This window comes from Streptomyces sp. SID3212 (genome assembly GCF_009865405.1).
Classification (GTDB): Bacteria; Actinomycetota; Actinomycetes; order Streptomycetales; family Streptomycetaceae; genus Streptomyces.
Map to the genome: position 1 here is coordinate 1 of NZ_WWJY01000275.1, position 16,003 is coordinate 16,003.

Sequence of the window (16,003 nt, forward strand, 5' to 3'; positions counted from 1 at the left end):
CCCAGCCCGTCCGGCGCTTGAGGACACCCCGTGGCCGGAGGCCGACGCCACCGCGCCCGCAGCCCGCGCGCCCGCCCGATCAAGCCCGTCCGGCGTTTGAGGACAACCCCCGTAAGACGCCCCCGTCACCCACCCCCACGCCGCTCCACCTTCACCAGCAGCAACGCAATATCGTCACTCCCCCGAAACGATTGCCGCGTCCGCCCCGCCCTCCGCACCAAGCTCTCCGACAGCGCGTCCAGCGACACCGTGTCCGCCCGCCCCAGCCTCCCCGCCAGCGCTGCGATGGACGTGTCCAGGCTGGTGCCGGGGACCTCCACCAGGCCGTCCGTGTAGAGGGCCAGCACCGCCCCCGGCGGCAGCGGGACCTCCACCGTGCGGTATTCGGCCTCCGGCTCGATGCCCAGGAGGATCCCGGTCGGGACGTCCAGGATCTCCGTACGGCCGTCGGCATGGCGCAGGATCGGCGGCGGGTGACCGGCCGTCGCCAGCCGCGCCCGGTGGTGCCGCAGGTCGAGGTGGGCGTACAGGCAGCTCGTGAAGAGCGTGGACCGCAGGTCGATCAGCAGGCGGTTGGTCCGCGCCAGCACCTCGTCCGGCGGCGCGCCCGCGCTCGCGTGCGTGTGGACGGCGGTCCGGACCTGCCCCATCAGCGCCGCCGCGTTCACGTTGTGGCCCTGTACGTCCCCGATGACCGCCGCGACCGACGTGTCGTCCAGCCGGATCAGGTCGTAGAAGTCACCGCCGATGTCCAGGCCCCGCGTCGCCGGCAGGTAGCGCGCCGCGACCTGGAGCCCGGGGATCTTCGGCAGTTCGTGGGGCAGCAGCGCGGCCTGGAGGCCCAGGGCCACCTGGTTCTTGGAGTCGTACAGCCGGGCCCGCTCCAACGCCTGCGCGATCACCCCGGCCAGGGAGATGAGGGCGGTGCGCTCGTCCGGCGGGAAGGCGTGCGGCCGGTCGTACCCGAGCACGCAGCAGCCGATCGTCCGCCCGGAGGCGAACATCGGCAGGTAGGCGAACGAGGCTTTCTCCGGGCTCAGTCGGACGTTCGGCGACGTACGCCTGAGTTCGTCGCCGTCCGTCGAGAAGAGAGGCGTGCCGTTCAGGACCGCCCGGACGACGGGCGTGTCCGCGGTCAGGGAGAGGCCGTCGAAGCCGACCGCGATCTCCTTCCGGAAGCCGCGGAAGCCGATGACCGACAGCCGCCCCGCGTCGGCGGTGACCAGCGCCAGCGCCTGGGCGTTGATCACCGGCATGATCTGGTCGGTGACCGTCTGCGTCACGTCCCGTACCCCGACGGCGTCGGTGAGGACGGACGACAGGTGCAGCAGCTGGAAGAGGGCCCCCGGGCGCGCGTTCCCCGCAGTGGCCGGCGCGGGCGTCAGGACCGGGTCGTGCCCGTCGCCGGGCGCCACCCCGGGCGTGACGCGGACGCTGACCCCGGTGGCGTCGGGGTAGAGGTGGAAGGCCAGCCACCGGTCGGGGGGCCGCAGGACGCTGAAGGACACGGGCAGCCGGCTGAACAGCGCGCCGAGGTACGCGTTCTCGTACACCGGGTCGTTCAGCCAGGGCAGCACCTCCCAGGGCCGGGCCCCGAGCAGGCTGTCACGGGTGACGCCCAGCAGGTCGACTGCGGTGTGGGTGAGGAAGGTGATGCGGCCTTCGAGGTCCAGGGCGCAGGCGCCTTCCGGGAAGCGCTCGGTGAGTTCGGCTCCGGGTTCGGCGTGCCGGGCCGGCGGCGGGTCGACCGCGCGCGTCTCCGTGGGCCGTACCGGACGCCCCTCCTCCGCGGCTCGCAGCAGGAGGTCGCTGATCCGGCCCGCGCCCTCGTCGAGCGCGCGCGTCTCCCGGTCGGACAGCTCGGGCGGGTGCGTACCGGGCCAGATCTGGAGCAGCGCACCCCAGCGGGTGGTGCCGGACGACAGGGGTACGACCCCGAGGGCCACGTGGTAGGGCAGGGCGAGGGCCGTACGGGGGAAGCGGCGCGCCATGTCCGTGTGGCTGGGCACCCACACCGGGCGCCCCTCGCGCACCACCTCGGCCACCGGGACCGTCGAGGCGAGCGCCACCTGGGTCCAGGGCTCGGCGACCCTCCGGGACACGCCGGTCACGAAGCCCATGCGGACGACCCGGTCCCCGGGCTCCAGCAGGTACACGACCCCGATGTGCGCCCCGGTGGCCTGTCCCACGTCCGTCAGGGCTCGTTCGATCTCCGCCGTGAACGAGGCGCCGTCCTCCGCCACGCTCACGCCGCCCCAGCGGTGGGCGCGTCGCCGCCCGCATCCCCCAGGGGGATGTCTGACCGGTCAGACCGACCTGACCGACTTGACCGACCTGACCGACCTGACCGATCCGGCCCGCCAGATCGAATATCACCCATATGTGGATGTTAGTCCCCGCCGGGAACGCCGACATCCCGGGCAGTGGGCTCCCCGAGCCGTCCCCGGCAACCGCCCGACGGCTCCCGCCGCGCCCCGGGACCGCCGGGCACACCTCCGGCCCGGAGGCCGACCCCGGGCCCCGGCCCGGCACGTCTCCGGCCCGGAGCCGGGACACCAGGAATCCCCGCCCGCCGTGAAGCGGCCCCGCGGGCGACATCAGGGCCCCTCAGGGAGGGCGACGACAGGCTCTAGGGCGTGTCCGGCGCCTCCCCGCCGCTCGTGCCGGACACGCTGGTCGACTTCAACCGGGACGGCACCGTCGCGTTCCGTACGATCCCCAGCCGCTGCGTCGTCCGCGTCAGCGCCACGTACAGGTCGTTCGTCCCGCGCGGCGAACCGTCCAGGATCGCCTCCGGGTCGACCACGATCACCGTGTCGAACTCCAGCCCCTTCGCCTGGCGGGGGTCGAGCACGACCACCGGGCGGGTCAGGTCGGGCGCGACTCCCCAGGAGGCGTCGGGCAGTTCGGCCCCGAGGGCCGGGACGAGCGCGGGCGGCGCGATCACCGCGAGGCGCCCCTCGCCGGGGTGCTCCGCCGCCAACTCGGCCGCCGTACGCGCCATCCGGGCCGGTGCGACCGCCCGTACGAGCGGGGCCGTACCCGTCGACCGTACGGACCTCGGCGGCTCGAAGAGCGGGTCCGCGAGCCGACGCACCTCCGCCGCGACCTCCATGATCTCGGCGGGCGTACGGTAGTTGACCCCCAGCCGGGACAGCTCCCAGCGCGTGCCGACGTACGGCTGGAGGATCTGCTGCCACGAGTCGCAGCCCGCCGCGTCCCCGGTCTGCGCCGGGTCGCCGACCAGCGTCATGGACCGGCTCGGGCAGCGGCGCATCAGCAACCGCCAGGCCATCGCGGACAGTTCCTGCGCCTCGTCCACGACGATGTGCCCGAACGCCCACGTCCGGTCGGCCGCCGCGCGCTCCGCGGCGCTGCGGGTGTCCGCCTCCTCGTGCCGGTCCGCGAACCGTTCCGCGTCGATGATGTCGTGGGCCGCCAGCACCTCCGACTCGTCCTCGTCCTCGAACTCCTGCGTACGGGAGCCGTACGACAGCTCCAACACGCCCTGCGCGTAGGCGATCTGCTCCTGCCGTTCCAGCGCGGCGGCGGCGCGTGCGGCGCTGTCGTCCTCGCCGAGCAGCTCCGCCGCCTCGTCCAGCAGCGGCACGTCCGCCGGGGTCCAGTCGATCGGCGCGTCCGCCCCGGTCCTGATGCCGGGGCGGCGTACGGCCGCCGCGTCGCGCGCGTCCAGCCGCCAGGGCGCGGCCAGGAAGTCGGCGACCAGCTGCTGCGGGGTCAGGGCCGGCCACAGGGACTCGATCGCCGCCTGCACCTCCCGGCTGGTGGCGACCTCCTTGCCGAGCTGCGCCACGTCCTCCGGGGACAGCAGGTTGGGCCCGCCCTCCGGATCCGCGCCGATGCGCTCCGCGAGTTGCCCGGTGAGCGCGTCGATGACCCGGAAGGCGAAGGTCGGCCGGGCCAGGTTGTGCGGCAGGCCGGTCTCGCGGGCCCGCTGTCTGGCCTCGGCCGCCGTCTCGCGGTCCAGGACGAGCGTGCCGTGGTCCTCGTGCGCGATCTCGATGCTCGGCTGGGGCAGCGACTGCCGGTCGGCGATCTCCTCGGCCAGTACCTTCGCCATCCCGAGGCGGCCCTTGACCTCGGCCGCCGCCGGGGTGTCCGTCCCGGCGGCCCGTACGCCGGGGAACAGTTCCCCGGTCGTCGCCAGCAGCACGCCCGTCTCACCGAGCGAGGGCAGCACCTCGCCGATGTAGCCGAGGAAGGCCGGGTTCGGCCCGACGATCAGCACGGCACGGCGGGCCAGCTGCTCGCGGTAGGCGTAGAGCAGGTACGCGGCCCGGTGCAGCGCGACCGCCGTCTTTCCGGTGCCGGGCCCGCCCTCGACCACCAGCACACCCCGGTACGGGGCGCGGATGACGCGGTCCTGCTCGGCCTGGATGGTCTGGACGATGTCGGCCATCCGGCCCGTACGCGCGGAGTTGAGCGCGGAGAGCAGGACGGCGTCGGCGTCCGCGTCCTCGTACCCCGTCCGGCGGGTGTCGGTGAGATCCATGATCTCGTCGTGCAGGGCGGTGACCCGGCGGTCCCGGGTGGTCAGGTGGCGGCGGCGCCGCAGGCCCATGGGCTCGAAGCCGGTGGCGAGGTAGAAGGGGCGGGCGACGGGGGCGCGCCAGTCGACCAGCAGGGGGGTGCGTTCCTCGTCGTCGCGGCGTATGCCGATGCGCCCGATGTGGTGGGTCGTGTGGTCGGCGAGGTCGATCCGGCCGAAACACAGGCCGGACTCGACGGCGTTCAGGGAGGAGACGCGGCCGGACTGCTCGGCCACGGTGATGTCACGCTCGACCCTCGCCTGCCGGCCGGTGCCGACCTGTCCGGCGGTGGCCTCCACCGCGTCCTCGGCCTGCTCCCTCAGGGCGTCGAGTCGCTCGTAGAGGAGAGTGACGAATTGCTGTTCGTTCTGCAATTCCTCGGTTGACAATTGAGCCCCTGTCCAATATGCTGCACCCATTACTTGAGACATGTCTTTAACGCAGATCAACTACAGATCGACCACAGATCGCGCTCAAGACATGAAACAACCAATATACGCGAACGCAAGCCCCGACCGTCAATTCGGTGGGGGCTTTTTTGATGCGCGCGAATGGGATCGGGGGCGGACGGAAAGGCTTCGGGGGCGCCCTGAGAGGCGTCAGAGCACGTCGGCCAGTTCCTCCAGCAGGCGGCGCTTCGGCCGGGCGCCGACCATCGACTTCACCGGCTCCCCGTCGCGGAACAGCAGGAGTGTCGGCATGGCGAGCACGCCGTACCGCGTCGTGATCTCCGGGTTGGTGTCCACGTCGAGCTGGACGATCCTGAGGCGGCCGGCCTCCTCGGCGGCGACGGCGCTCAGGACGGGCGCGAGCTGCCGGCACGGCGGGCACCAGTCGGCGGTGAATTCCACCAGGACCGGCAGTTCGGCCCCTATTACCACCGTGTCGAAGTCCGCGTCCGTGACGGCGTCGACTCCGTCGATCGTGATCATGCGTTCGTACCTCCGTGAGTGCGATGAGTTCGATGAATTCCCTGGGCAAGCGCGTCCGTCAGGTCGCAGAGCGGTTCCGGACCGCCGAGCAGTTCCGGACCGCCCGGCAGTTCCGGACCTCCCGGCAGTTCCGCCTCGGCCTGCGCCAGCTGCGCCCCGACCTGCGCGCGGACCGATCGGAGCTGCCCGATCAGCTCGTCCAGCTCGGTGAGCTTGCGGCGGTAGACGTCGAGCGAGGCGGGACAGGCGTCCCCGGCCGGGTGCCCGGCGCGCAGGCACTCCACGAACGGCCGGGTCTCCTCCAGGTCGAACCCGAAGTCCTGAAGGGTCCTGATCTGCTGGAGAAGCCGCAGGTCGTCCTCGTCGTACGTGCGATAGCCGTTCACCGCCCGCCGGGCGGGCAGCAGTCCGCGTGATTCGTAGTACCGCAGGGCCCGGGTGGTGGTGCCTGCCCGTTCCGCCAGCTCGCCGATGCGCATGGTGTCGAAGGTAAGCGTTGACGTCGGCGTCAAGGCAAGGGTCACGAGGCACGGGTCAAGGGTCGAGGGGCACGGGGCACGGGTCAACACACGGGTCAGGACAACGGTCAGGACAACGGTCAGGGCAAGGAGTGCCCGGCGGCCGGCTCCCGCGTCCAGCTCGCCAGCAGGCTCAGCGCATGGGCCGAGGGACTGCCCGGCTCGGCGGTGTGGATGCCGAGGGTCTGGTCCGGGTCACCGGTCGGGTTGAGCGCCTCGTAGTCGAGCGTCAGCTCGCCGACCAGCGGATGGTGGTACCGCTTGCTCCCGTACGTACGGCGCAGCACGTCATGGTCGGCCCACCAGCGGCGGAAGTCCTGGTCCCCCAGCGACAGGTCGCCGATCAGCTCGGCCAGCCGGGGGTCGTGCGGATGGCGCCCCGCGTAGAGGTGCAGGGCGGCGACCGTACCGCGCGCGGACGCGGCCCAGTCCGCGTACAGGTCGCGGGCCGCCTCGTCCAGGAAGAGGAAGCGGGCCATGTTCCGCTCCCGCTGCGGCAGCGCCTCGAAGTCGGTGTAGAACGCCCGCGCCATCGGGTTCGACGCCAGGACGTCCAGACGGCGGCCCAGCACCAGCGCCGGGGTGTCGGTCAGCGTGTCCAGGATCCGGTACATCCCGGGCCGTACGCGCTGGGGCGGCAGCGGACGGCCCTGTTTACGGGTGGGCCTGGCCAGGGCGAAGAGGTGACCGCGCTCGGTGTCGTCCAGCCGCAGGGCGCGCGCGACGGCGTCCAGCACGCTCTCCGAGACGTTGCTGCCGCGCCCCCGCTCCAGCCGTACGTAATAGTCCACACTCACCCCCGCCAGCTGGGCGACCTCCTCGCGCCGCAGCCCCGGGACCCGGCGCGCGCCGGTGTGCGGGGGCAGCCCGGCGTCCTCGGGGGTGACGCGCGCGCGGCGCGAGCGCAGGAACTCCCGCAGCTCGGTGTTGCCCCCGCCGGAGGACGCGATGTCGCTCATCCGTCCAGCGTAGGACGGGGCGGGCGGCGGCGCGCCACGCGAGAGGGGTACCACCGGACCCCCGGTGGAGGGGGGCTCCCCACCACCCCTGCGAACCGAACGCGCAGATGGTTGTGTGGAAGCCGAGCCACCCCGGACGGAAGGATCGAGGACCGAGCGATGAAGCGCAGGATTCTGGGCGGTACGGGCATGTCGGTCAGCGAGGTCGCGCTCGGCACGATGATGTTCGGCGCGATGGGCAACAGCGACCACGACGAGTCGGTACGGATGATCCACCGCGCCCTGGACGCCGGGGTGAACTTCGTGGACACCGCCGACGTCTACAGCGAGGGCGAGTCGGAGGACATCGTCGGCAAGGCGCTCAAGGGCCGGCGTGACGAGGTCGTCCTCGCGACGAAGTTCGGCTGGCCGGCGGGCGACGACCTCAACCGCCGGGGCGGCTCGCGCCGTTGGATCGTACAAGCGGTGGAGAACAGCCTGCGGCGGCTGGGCACCGACCACATCGACCTGTACCAGATGCATCGCCCCGACCCCCACACGGACATCGACGAGACACTCGCCGCCCTCTCCGACCTGGTCCGCTCGGGCAAGGTCCGGGCCATCGGCTCGTCGTGCACGCCCGCCGAGCTGATCGTGGAGGCGCGGTGGACGGCGGAACGGCGCGGCCACCACCGTTTCCGTACGGAACAGCCCCCGTACTCGATCCTGCTGCGCGGCATCGAGGCCGCCGTCCTGCCCACCACCCAGCGGTACGGCATGGGCGTCCTGACCTACGGACCGCTCAGCTCCGGCTGGCTCTCGGGCCGCGCGGACCCGTCGAAGGGCGCCCGCGCGGCACTGGGCCCAAGAACCTTCGACCTCTCCGTCCCGGCCAACAAGGCAAAGGCGGAGGCGGTCCGACGACTGACAGAACTGGCGGTGGAGGCGGGCATGCCCCTGTCCCACCTGGCCACGGCATTCGTACGCTCCCACCCGGCGGTCACGTCGGTCCTCATCGGCCCCCGCCGCCCCGACCACCTGGACGACCTCCTGGCAGGCGCGGAGACCGAACTGACCCCCGACATCCTGGACCGCATCGACGAAATCGTCCCTCCGGGCACGAACGTCAACCAGGACGACATCTACTACACACCCCCGGCCCTGGCCGACAAGCGCCTGCGGCGCTTCTGACAGGCCGGGGGGCCGATCGGGCGGGCGGCCGGGTCAGCCAGGGTGCCTGCTGAGGGCGTAGACCATCTTCGCCAGTCGGGACCTCTTCGCCTTGGACGAGTAGGCGTACAGGAAGGGCCACTGCGGTCCTTCGAACGCGCTCGGTGCCCAGCCCATCTGCCGGGCCAGACCTGAGCCCAGTTGGTACGCCCCGGCCGCCATCCCCGCGATACCCAACGCGTTCCCGGGCGCCAGTACGAAGTCCACCGCGCCCGCCGCCAGCGCGATGCTGCCGACAGCCGTTGCCACAGGCCGCTCGCGCAGTTCCCCGAGCGGGTCGCTGAAACGTGCGGTGCCCACCACGCGGCGCAGTTCGCGGATGATCAGACCGTCGAGTTCACGCCGGGGGTGGTGCCGGTAGCGCTCGCACATCTCACCGATCCACCGGACGAGTTCCTGGCGGCCCTGGCCGCGGAGGAACGTATCGAGGTCGCGGGGGCCGGCCTGGACGTCGAGGAGGCGCAGAACGTCGAGCAGTTGCACCGCCAGTTCCGCGGCCAGAACCTCGGAGGGGGCGGTGGGTGCCGGCACGGAGGCGCCGTCGGCTGTCCCGGCCCGGGTGATCAGCCGGACGAAACGCCGGTCTGCCCGGCTGAGCAACAGCGGAGCCCTGGCGCCCGAGAGTTCGAAGGCGGCGCCGTGGTTGTAGGCGTCACGGAGGATCAGCCTGGCCACCTCGAAAGGCGCGCCGTCGGTGTGCAGTCCGGCGGCTTCGCGTGTTCCTTCGGGGATACGGCGGGCGGCGCCCGCGCCCTGGTACGCGCCGTACCAGTACGCGACCTGTCCCGGATCGAGCGCCAGTCGCTCCGCCGCCAGCTCCGCACCGCGTTCGGGTGGCGCCGCGAGCACCCTGCGCTCGCTTTCCGGCAGTCCTTCGTCGCTGCGGAGGATGGACAGCAGGGCCGCATCGATCTCGTCGTCCCAGCGAGCGGCCTCCCACGGGTGCCGGTCGCGGTGCGCGCGGTCGGTGAGCCAGGGTTCGCGGGCCTGGACACGGATGAGCCCCTGCTCGACGTAACGGACGAAGTGCCGGGCCGGTATCTGGCTCGCGTGACGGATCAGGACGCTGGACGGGGCCCACAGATTGAGGGGCTGGCTGAGCGCGAGCAGGCTGTGCAGGCTCCGGTACCCCGGCTCCCCGTACTCACTGATGTGACAGAAGGTGGGGAAGACCGAACCGGCCACGCCGGTCATGCGGCCGGGGCGGGGCGCCCGATCGCGGCGTGCCCCTCCCCTGTGTGCGTGTGGTCACCTGATGCCCGGCGCCGGAGGCGCTCCACGGCCGTGTTGCGCATGCATCCCCCTTGTGGCCAACCCGTGTTGGGGTTCGCCTGGTCCTGAGAGTACGCACGCGGAGGGGCTCACGGGCAAGGTTTCCGTCGGGGACTCAGGCGCTCTACGTACGTGCGGTGACGGGCCATGGGGAGCGTGCGGTCTCCTGTTCGTCCGCGACGGTTCGTCCGCGACCGCCGGACGAACAGGAGACCGGGCCGGCAGGCACCGGCGGACATGCCGAGGCGTTTCGCTCAGGCTTCTTGTGGGATCACGCGCAGGGTCAGGCCGCGGACGTCGGGGTTGAGGAGATCCGGGAGCGAGGGGCTCGCCGCGTACTTCGTCCTGTACGCGCCGTCCACGTCCGCGTTGACCGCATCGTCGTTGACGCGCTCGACCGTCACCGGGTAGCGCTGGGAGCCGTCCACGAACTTCGCCCGGCCGCTGCGGCTGACCCGGCGGTACCAGTTCGACTCAGGGCCGTAGGCGCTGCGGACGTAGGCCGTGTCGTCGACGACGACCGACCAGATCGGGGTCACGACCTCTCCTCCGTCGCTCCGCTCGGTGGCGATGCGGACAACGTCGGCGTTTGCGAGGTAATCCATTGCGGAAGTCATGGCCGCATCCTCGTGGGCGGCCGGGCGCGCCTTCCCCATTCCCTCTCTCGTGAGCGTGGCGTTGGCGCAAACGGTCGGTCAGGTTCGTCAGGTCGGTCGGGTCAGGCGTCCGGGTCGTCCATGATCTCCCGTACCTCCTGCGCACACCGGCACGAGGCGGCGATCTTGGCGGCCCACTCCAGCGCGTCCTCGCGCGTGGGCACGTCGATGACCGAGAACCCGCCGAGCACCGCCTTGGTCTCCGGGTACGGGCCGTCGGTGACGGTCCCGTCCGTGGCCACGACGCTCGCCCGCTGCGTGAGCAGTCCCCCGCCGAAGACCCACACACCGGCCTCCTGCGCCTGCCGCACCACCGCGTGCGAGGCGTCGGACACTTCGGGCAGGTCCTCCTCGGGGAAGATCATCGTGCCGTCGTCGAACGAGATCAGGTACCGCGTCATACGCGCGTGGCTCCCTAGGTAGTTGGACTCCATCAGCCGCCGATCACCCTACGACGAACACACCGCCGCGTCCTCAAGAAGGCATCCGTCAGGTAAGCACCCATCCGGGTTGATGACCGGGGTCGGCCGGACAAGTGAATACGTTCAGGTCCGCGTCCCGGCCGAAGCGGAGGCGCTGCGGATCTCGTCCGGGCGCGTACCCCTCGGTCTCGCGCGGGTGGGGTTCGTGGCAGACCGGCCACGGTTCGCCCTCCGGCCACAGCATCGACCCACCGGCGAGGCTGTCGTGTACGCCGGGCCGCCCCGGCCTGGGGTGCAGCCGGGTCGTCCGTCCTCGGTGGTTCGAGGTGAGCCGAGTCCGGTACGGGGGTGGCGCCGGGCCGTCGCCTTTCCAACACTGGTGACCTAGAGGCGACTTGGGGGGGAACGGACATGGCGACACGCGCAGAACCCGCGCGGGCACCTGTGCCGGAGCGGCGGCCGGAGTTGGATGTGGTTCGGATGCTGGTCGTGGTCGGGCTGGTCTTCTTCCACTCCGCGCTCGTTTTCGCCGCCGACGACGACTTCTACGTCAAGAACGCCGAGACCACCGAAGCCGTCATGATCATCGCCGGCTTCGGGGTCGTCTGGGCCATGCCGCTGCTGTTCCTCATCTCCGGTCTCGGCGCCTGGCACTCGCTCCGGCGCCGCGGCGCGGGCGGATTCGCCGGAGAGCGGCTGCTGCGGCTCGGTGTTCCGCTGGTCTTCGCGACCCTCGCGCTGAACCCGCTGCCGCAGTGGCTGCGGCTGCGCTCGGCCGACGCCGGCCACCACGAGTCGTACGTCGACTTCCTGCCCCGCTTCTACGACGTGCGCCTGGAGCCCGGAGAGTTCCCCTTCCTCGTCCAGGGCGAGCACTTCGAGACCGGCCATCTCTGGTTCGTCGTGCTCCTCCTGACGTTCTCCCTCATGCTGGTGCCGTTCCACCGGTGGTTGCCGCGCGAGCGCGTCCGCCGCGTCGGTGACCGGGTGGCGGAGGCGGCCGTGCGCCGACGGGGCGTCGTGCTCCTGCCGGCCCTCGCCTTCGCGGCGATCTGTGCCTTCGCCCGGCTGGAGGAGGACTACGCGGGCTGGCACCGCTGGTCGTACCTGCTGTTCTTCGTCGCCGGCTTCGCGCTCGCCGCCGACGACCGCTTCCGCGCCGTGATGCGGCGCGACGCCGGGACCGCGGCCTGGCTCGGCGCCCTGCTGTTCGCGGCAGCCGGGCCGGGCTTCGCCCTGGCCGACGAGCCCTTCACGGAGATGACCGCCCTGGCCACCGCCTCACGCGCGCTGTTCGGTGCGGCCGGGTGGTGCCTGGTGGTCGCCATCCCCGGCCTCCTCGACCGTCGGCGGCCCGAGCGACCGCGTGCGTCGCCGGACCCGACCCCGACGACGCGTCGGCGCCTCCTCTACGGCTACCTCGCTGCGGCCGTGCTGCCGCTGTACGTCCTGCACCAGCCGATCGTCGTCGCCGTCGCGTACTTCGTGATCGGCTGGTCCGCGCCGATCCTGGTCGAGTACGCCGTGCTCGTGGTGATCTCTCTCGTCCTCACCCTCACCGCGTACGAACTGCTGGTACGCCGCACGCGGGCGACCCGCTTCCTGTTCGGGATACGGTCCTAGGGGCGTATCGAAGGGGCCGGTCGCAGCCCCCACTTGTGCGACACACGTCCTAGGGCGTGTCCGCGACCGCCAAGTTCCCTGCCGTGTGTTCCAGTTCGACGCTGTGGGAGCCCTTCACCAGGACGATGTCTCCCGGGCGGATCAGGTCGTGGGCCAGCGTCAGCGCCTCGTCGCGGTCGTCCGCGTGTGCCACCTTCAACCGTGGGTTGTCCTCCTGCGCGGCGGTGGCCAGTGTCCGGGCGTCGTCGGTGCCTACCGCGATCAGTACGTCGATGCCCGCCGCCGCGACCAGGCGGCCGACGCCCCAATGTTCCTCGGCGCCGTCGGGGCCCAGTTCCTTCATCTCGCCCAGAATCGCGACCGTACGGCGGCCGTCGCGGGCCATGGCCACGAGTGCCGTGAACGCCGCCCTCATCGAGTCCGGGTTCGCGTTGAAGGCGTCGTTGATGATCCGTACGCCGTCCGGCCGGTCGGTGACCTCCATGCGCCCCGAGGCCACCAGGACCGCGCGGGACAGCGCCCCCGCCGCCTTCTCCACGCCCACCCCCAGCCCGATCGCGACCGCCGCCGCGGCCAGCGCGTTCGACACGTGGTGCGCGCCGTGCAGGGACAGGTCGACCCGCGCCCGGGCGCCCTCGGCGGCCAGGGTGAACGACGGGCGGCCCGAGCTGTCGACGGCGACGTCCAGCGCCCGTACGTCCGCCTCCTTCTCGACGCCGAAGGTCAGCACACGGGTGCGGGTGCGGGACGCCATCGCGGCGACCAGGGCGTCGTCGGCGTTCAGGACCGCCAGCCCGTCCTCCGGCAGCGCCTCCACCAACTCCCCCTTGGCCCGGGCGATCTGCTCCCGCCCGCCGAACTCCCCGACATGCGCCGTCCCCACGTTGAGCACCAGGCCGACGGCAGGCGGGGCGATACGGGTCAGATGAGCGATGTGGCCGACGCCCCGCGCGCCCATCTCCAGCACGACGTACCGCACGGTCCGGTCCACGTGGGTCACCGTCAGCGGCATCCCGATCTCACCGTTGAACGACTTCACCGTCGCGATCGTCGGGCCGATCTCGGGCAGCACCTGCGCCAGCAGATCCTTGGTGCTGGTCTTGCCCGCCGAGCCGGTCAGCCCGATGACGGTCGCCTCCGGTACGGCCGCCAGTACGGTACGGGCCAGCGCGGCGAGCGCGTCCAGCACGTCGTCCACGACCACGGCCGGCACACCGACGGGACGGGTGGCCAGGACCGCCACCGCACCGGCCTCCACCGCGTTCGCCGCGAAGGCGTGACCGTCGGCGTGCTCACCGGGCAGCGCCGCGAACAGCCCACCGGGCTCGACCGCGCGCGAGTCCACGACCGCGGGCGCGCTCATCAGCACGGACGGGTCCGGTACGTCGTACAGACGGCCGCCGACGGCCGCCGCGACGGCTTCCAGGGAAAGGGGGATCACGACACGAATCTCCGCATCAGCAGGGGGTGCCCGGCACGGCCACCGGCCGACCGGTCCGGCCCTGCGACCGTAACGCCCCCACGGCCGGGAGCTGCGGAGACCTGCCAGAGCACCAGGAAAGTCGAGCCGGCGACGGCGGCCGGTTACCGACCCCGTTCTTGGCCAAATCTGTTGATTCACGGGCGAGTTGGCTGGCCATAGATGAACCGTGCTGAAACGGAAGAAAATCGGTCTCCTGCTCGCGACGGCCGCCCTGGTCGGTGTGACGGCGGGCGCCACCCCACCGAGCAGGGCCGCCCACCCGGTCCACGCGGCCCCCTCCGCCCCGTCGGCGCAGTCCCGCCCGCCGCTCCCCGACACCACCGACCGGGCGTTCCTCCAGCAGGTGGTGAAGGCGGTCAACACCTACCGCGCGAGACACGGCGCGCGGCCGGTACGGCTGGACCGGAAGCTGAACCGGTACGCCAAGTCCCGCGCGCGGGAGGTCTCTTCGCACGAACGGCTGCGCGAGGGCCACCGGGGCCTGGACCGGGAATACGGCGAGAACCTGTACTGGACCGGCACCGCCGAGCCGGACCACCTGCCCGGACCCACCGCCGTGAAGGCGTGGTACGACGAGGTCGCCTCGTACGACTTCCGGGCCGGCGAATTCAGCCGCGCCACCGGCCACTTCACCCAGTTGGTCTGGCGCGGATCGAAGAGGATCGGCGCCGCCAGGGCGACCGGCCGGGGCGAGGAGTGGTTCGAGAACTACGTCGTGGTCACGTTCAGCCCGCCGGGGAACGTGGAGGGCCGGTTCCGCGAGAACGTACGGGACAGGGTCCGCTAGGACAGGGCCCCAGAGGCCCCAGAGGCCCCAGAGGCCCCGGAGGCCCCGGAGGCCCCGGCAGCGTCCGTGCACGGCTCAGTGGGCAGGCTCGTTGCGGATGACGATCTGCGAAGTGATCTTGCCGTCACACACGGTGAAGTAATTGGTCATGATCAGGTCTCCTCGCAGGTTGGTCTTGTCGTACTCGCCGTCGTAACGGGCCCGCACGATCTGGTCTCCGTAGTGGTCCACGACCTCGGTCACCTCCAGGGTGACCTTGTCGCCGACGATCTCCTCGGTCACCCAGCGGCGGATCGCGGCGGCGCCGCGGAACTCGCGGCGCGCGTCGTTGACGAAGGCGTCCTCGGCGAAGGTGGCCACGATGGCGTCCACGTCGAAGGCGTTGACGGCATGTACGTGCTCCGCCAGGACCGGGATCAGTGTGGTCGGGGTCAGTGTGGTCGGGAACTGTGTGGTCGGGAACTGTGTGGTCGGGCTCTGTGTGGTCGGGCTCTGTGTGGTGTCGGACATGAGAGCGAACCTCCCTGGGACAGGGTGTGTGCGCCACCGCTCCGGTGGGCCTGATCACCACCCTCGGCGCTCCCCCTGCGGGAGGGTCAACACCCGGCGCGCACGTGGACCCTCCGGCAGGGGGAGAGTCGATACTGGCCGCATGAGGCACGCACTGATGGTCGGGGACTTCTCCAAGGCCACCCACCTGAGCGTCAAGACGCTGCGGCACTACCACCAGGTCGGCCTCCTGCGCCCCGCCGAGGTCGACCCCGGCACCGGCTACCGCTACTACACGCCCGACCAGATCCCCACCGCCCAGGTCATCCGCCGGCTCCGCGACCTGGACATGCCGATCACGGACGTCAAAGCCGTCCTCGCCACCCCGGACGCGCGCACGCGCGGCGCGCTGATCGCCGCCCACCTGGACCGCCTGGAATCGGAACTGGCCAGGACCCGCTCCGCGGTCGACTCCCTGCGCGACCTGCTGCGCCGCCCGGCGGCGGCCCCCGTCGAGCACCGTACGATCCCGGCCTGCCCGGCCATCGGCATCACGGCCGAAGTGGACCGCGCCGACCTGCCGGCGTGGTGGCAGGGGGCGCGGGGGGAACTGCACGCCGCGGTCCAGGCCCAGGACCTGGACCCGACCGGTCCCGGCGGCGGTCTGTACGCCGGCGGGATCTTCCAGGACGACCGTGGCCCGGCCACGGTCTTCGTCCCGGTGGCCGGGCACGTACGCCCCATCGGCCGGGTCGAGGCCCTTGTCGTTCCGGCCGCCGAGCTGGCGGTCACCACCCACCACGGCCCGCTGGCCGACGCCGACCTCGCTTACGGCGAACTGGGCGCCTACACAGCCCGGCACGAGATCGGCGTCGCCGGCCCGCTTCGCGAGTACTACCTGCGCGACGCACGCGACACGCCCGACGCCTCGCGGTGGGTCACGGAGATCGGCTGGCCCGTCTTCCGCGCGGACGCGGACGACGCCGCCGACAACGACAACTCCGACGCTGACACCGCAACCGACACAGACGCCGATGTCGGCCACGGAACGGGAGCCTGATCGCCCGATCGCGCGCTCACCGCAGCCCCGGGGGGGGGGGGGG

General features: G+C 71.9%; 14 protein-coding genes. 4 read left to right on the forward strand and 10 right to left on the reverse strand.

The genetic code is table 11. The annotated features are described in order from the left end of the window. Positions 1-125 precede the first annotated feature (125 nt). The 5 genes from GT042_RS08575 to GT042_RS08595 form a co-directional block, all read right to left on the reverse strand. A complete protein-coding gene (locus GT042_RS08575) occupies positions 126-2,249 on the reverse strand; it encodes a SpoIIE family protein phosphatase (protein ID WP_161308107.1) in 2,124 nt (707 codons plus the stop codon). A 380-nt stretch (positions 2,250-2,629) separates the two neighbouring features. Next, complete coding sequence (locus GT042_RS08580; RefSeq protein WP_161308108.1) at positions 2,630-4,969, reverse strand: ATP-binding domain-containing protein; 2,340 nt, start codon at positions 4,967-4,969, stop codon at positions 2,630-2,632. A gap of 180 nt (positions 4,970-5,149) precedes the next feature. Next, positions 5,150-5,482 (reverse strand): thioredoxin, encoded by a 333-nt coding sequence (gene trxA, locus GT042_RS08585; RefSeq protein WP_161308109.1) that lies wholly within the window; start codon positions 5,480-5,482, stop codon positions 5,150-5,152. Further along, a complete protein-coding gene (locus GT042_RS08590) occupies positions 5,479-5,961 on the reverse strand; it encodes a MerR family transcriptional regulator (protein WP_161308110.1) in 483 nt (160 codons plus the stop codon). Before GT042_RS08590 ends, trxA begins: the two co-directional genes overlap by 4 nt. A gap of 119 nt (positions 5,962-6,080) precedes the next feature. After that, positions 6,081-6,959 carry a helix-turn-helix transcriptional regulator gene (locus GT042_RS08595; RefSeq protein WP_161308111.1) on the reverse strand — a complete coding sequence of 293 codons (879 nt, stop codon included), beginning with the start codon at positions 6,957-6,959 and terminating at the stop codon, positions 6,081-6,083. Positions 6,960-7,118: 159 nt separating this feature from the next. Between GT042_RS08595 and GT042_RS08600 the strand changes: the two genes are divergently transcribed. Continuing rightward, positions 7,119-8,129, forward strand: a complete 1,011-nt coding sequence (locus GT042_RS08600; RefSeq protein WP_161308112.1) for an aldo/keto reductase — start codon at positions 7,119-7,121, stop codon at positions 8,127-8,129. 33 nt (positions 8,130-8,162) lie between these two features. Here GT042_RS08600 and GT042_RS08605 read toward each other — a convergent pair whose 3' ends face one another. From GT042_RS08605 to GT042_RS08615, 3 genes are all read right to left on the reverse strand, one after another. Next, the gene (locus tag GT042_RS08605) at positions 8,163-9,362 is read right to left on the reverse strand and encodes a hypothetical protein (protein ID WP_161308113.1); all 1,200 of its coding nucleotides are present in this window, start codon (positions 9,360-9,362) and stop codon (positions 8,163-8,165) included. Positions 9,363-9,694: 332 nt separating this feature from the next. Then, on the reverse strand, positions 9,695-10,045 hold the full coding sequence (locus tag GT042_RS08610; RefSeq protein WP_161308114.1) for a DUF2255 family protein: 351 nt from the start codon (positions 10,043-10,045) through the stop codon (positions 9,695-9,697). 113 nt (positions 10,046-10,158) lie between these two features. After that, positions 10,159-10,497, reverse strand: coding sequence for a YciI family protein (locus GT042_RS08615; RefSeq protein ID WP_161308115.1), 339 nt, complete (start codon positions 10,495-10,497; stop codon positions 10,159-10,161). Positions 10,498-10,929: 432 nt separating this feature from the next. On the opposite strand from GT042_RS08615, the gene GT042_RS08620 reads away from it, so the two are divergent. Next, positions 10,930-12,141 (forward strand): acyltransferase, encoded by a 1,212-nt coding sequence (locus GT042_RS08620; RefSeq protein ID WP_161308116.1) that lies wholly within the window; start codon positions 10,930-10,932, stop codon positions 12,139-12,141. Between the two features lie 49 nt (positions 12,142-12,190). Here GT042_RS08620 and murF read toward each other — a convergent pair whose 3' ends face one another. Further along, positions 12,191-13,582 carry a UDP-N-acetylmuramoyl-tripeptide--D-alanyl-D-alanine ligase gene (murF, locus tag GT042_RS08625; protein WP_161308117.1) on the reverse strand — a complete coding sequence of 464 codons (1,392 nt, stop codon included), beginning with the start codon at positions 13,580-13,582 and terminating at the stop codon, positions 12,191-12,193. Positions 13,583-13,790: 208 nt separating this feature from the next. Here murF and GT042_RS08630 point away from each other — a divergent pair, with 208 nt between their 5' ends. Then, complete coding sequence (locus GT042_RS08630; RefSeq protein ID WP_161308118.1) at positions 13,791-14,411, forward strand: CAP family protein; 621 nt, start codon at positions 13,791-13,793, stop codon at positions 14,409-14,411. Between the two features lie 75 nt (positions 14,412-14,486). Here the strand turns inward: GT042_RS08630 and GT042_RS08635 are convergent, their stop codons facing one another. After that, positions 14,487-14,921: a nuclear transport factor 2 family protein gene (locus tag GT042_RS08635; RefSeq protein ID WP_161308119.1), complete on the reverse strand. Its 435-nt coding sequence runs from the start codon at positions 14,919-14,921 to the stop codon at positions 14,487-14,489. A gap of 142 nt (positions 14,922-15,063) precedes the next feature. On the opposite strand from GT042_RS08635, the gene GT042_RS08640 reads away from it, so the two are divergent. After that, complete coding sequence (locus GT042_RS08640; protein WP_161308120.1) at positions 15,064-15,960, forward strand: MerR family transcriptional regulator; 897 nt, start codon at positions 15,064-15,066, stop codon at positions 15,958-15,960. Positions 15,961-16,003 lie beyond the last annotated feature (43 nt).

What these genes read in the sequence shown, in the direction of transcription:
- GT042_RS08580 (WP_161308108.1), bottom strand. Translation starts at nt 4,969, where the DNA reads ATGGGTGCAGCATATTGGACAGGGGCTCAATTGTCAACCGAGGAATTG.
- trxA (WP_161308109.1), bottom strand. Translation starts at nt 5,482, where the DNA reads ATGATCACGATCGACGGAGTCGACGCCGTCACGGACGCGGACTTCGAC.
- GT042_RS08590 (WP_161308110.1), bottom strand. Translation starts at nt 5,961, where the DNA reads ATGCGCATCGGCGAGCTGGCGGAACGGGCAGGCACCACCACCCGGGCC.
- GT042_RS08595 (WP_161308111.1), bottom strand. Translation starts at nt 6,959, where the DNA reads ATGAGCGACATCGCGTCCTCCGGCGGGGGCAACACCGAGCTGCGGGAG.
- GT042_RS08600 (WP_161308112.1), top strand. Translation starts at nt 7,119, where the DNA reads ATGAAGCGCAGGATTCTGGGCGGTACGGGCATGTCGGTCAGCGAGGTC.
- GT042_RS08605 (WP_161308113.1), bottom strand. Translation starts at nt 9,362, where the DNA reads ATGACCGGCGTGGCCGGTTCGGTCTTCCCCACCTTCTGTCACATCAGT.
- GT042_RS08610 (WP_161308114.1), bottom strand. Translation starts at nt 10,045, where the DNA reads ATGGATTACCTCGCAAACGCCGACGTTGTCCGCATCGCCACCGAGCGG.
- GT042_RS08615 (WP_161308115.1), bottom strand. Translation starts at nt 10,497, where the DNA reads ATGACGCGGTACCTGATCTCGTTCGACGACGGCACGATGATCTTCCCC.
- GT042_RS08620 (WP_161308116.1), top strand. Translation starts at nt 10,930, where the DNA reads ATGGCGACACGCGCAGAACCCGCGCGGGCACCTGTGCCGGAGCGGCGG.
- GT042_RS08635 (WP_161308119.1), bottom strand. Translation starts at nt 14,921, where the DNA reads ATGTCCGACACCACACAGAGCCCGACCACACAGAGCCCGACCACACAG.
- GT042_RS08640 (WP_161308120.1), top strand. Translation starts at nt 15,064, where the DNA reads ATGAGGCACGCACTGATGGTCGGGGACTTCTCCAAGGCCACCCACCTG.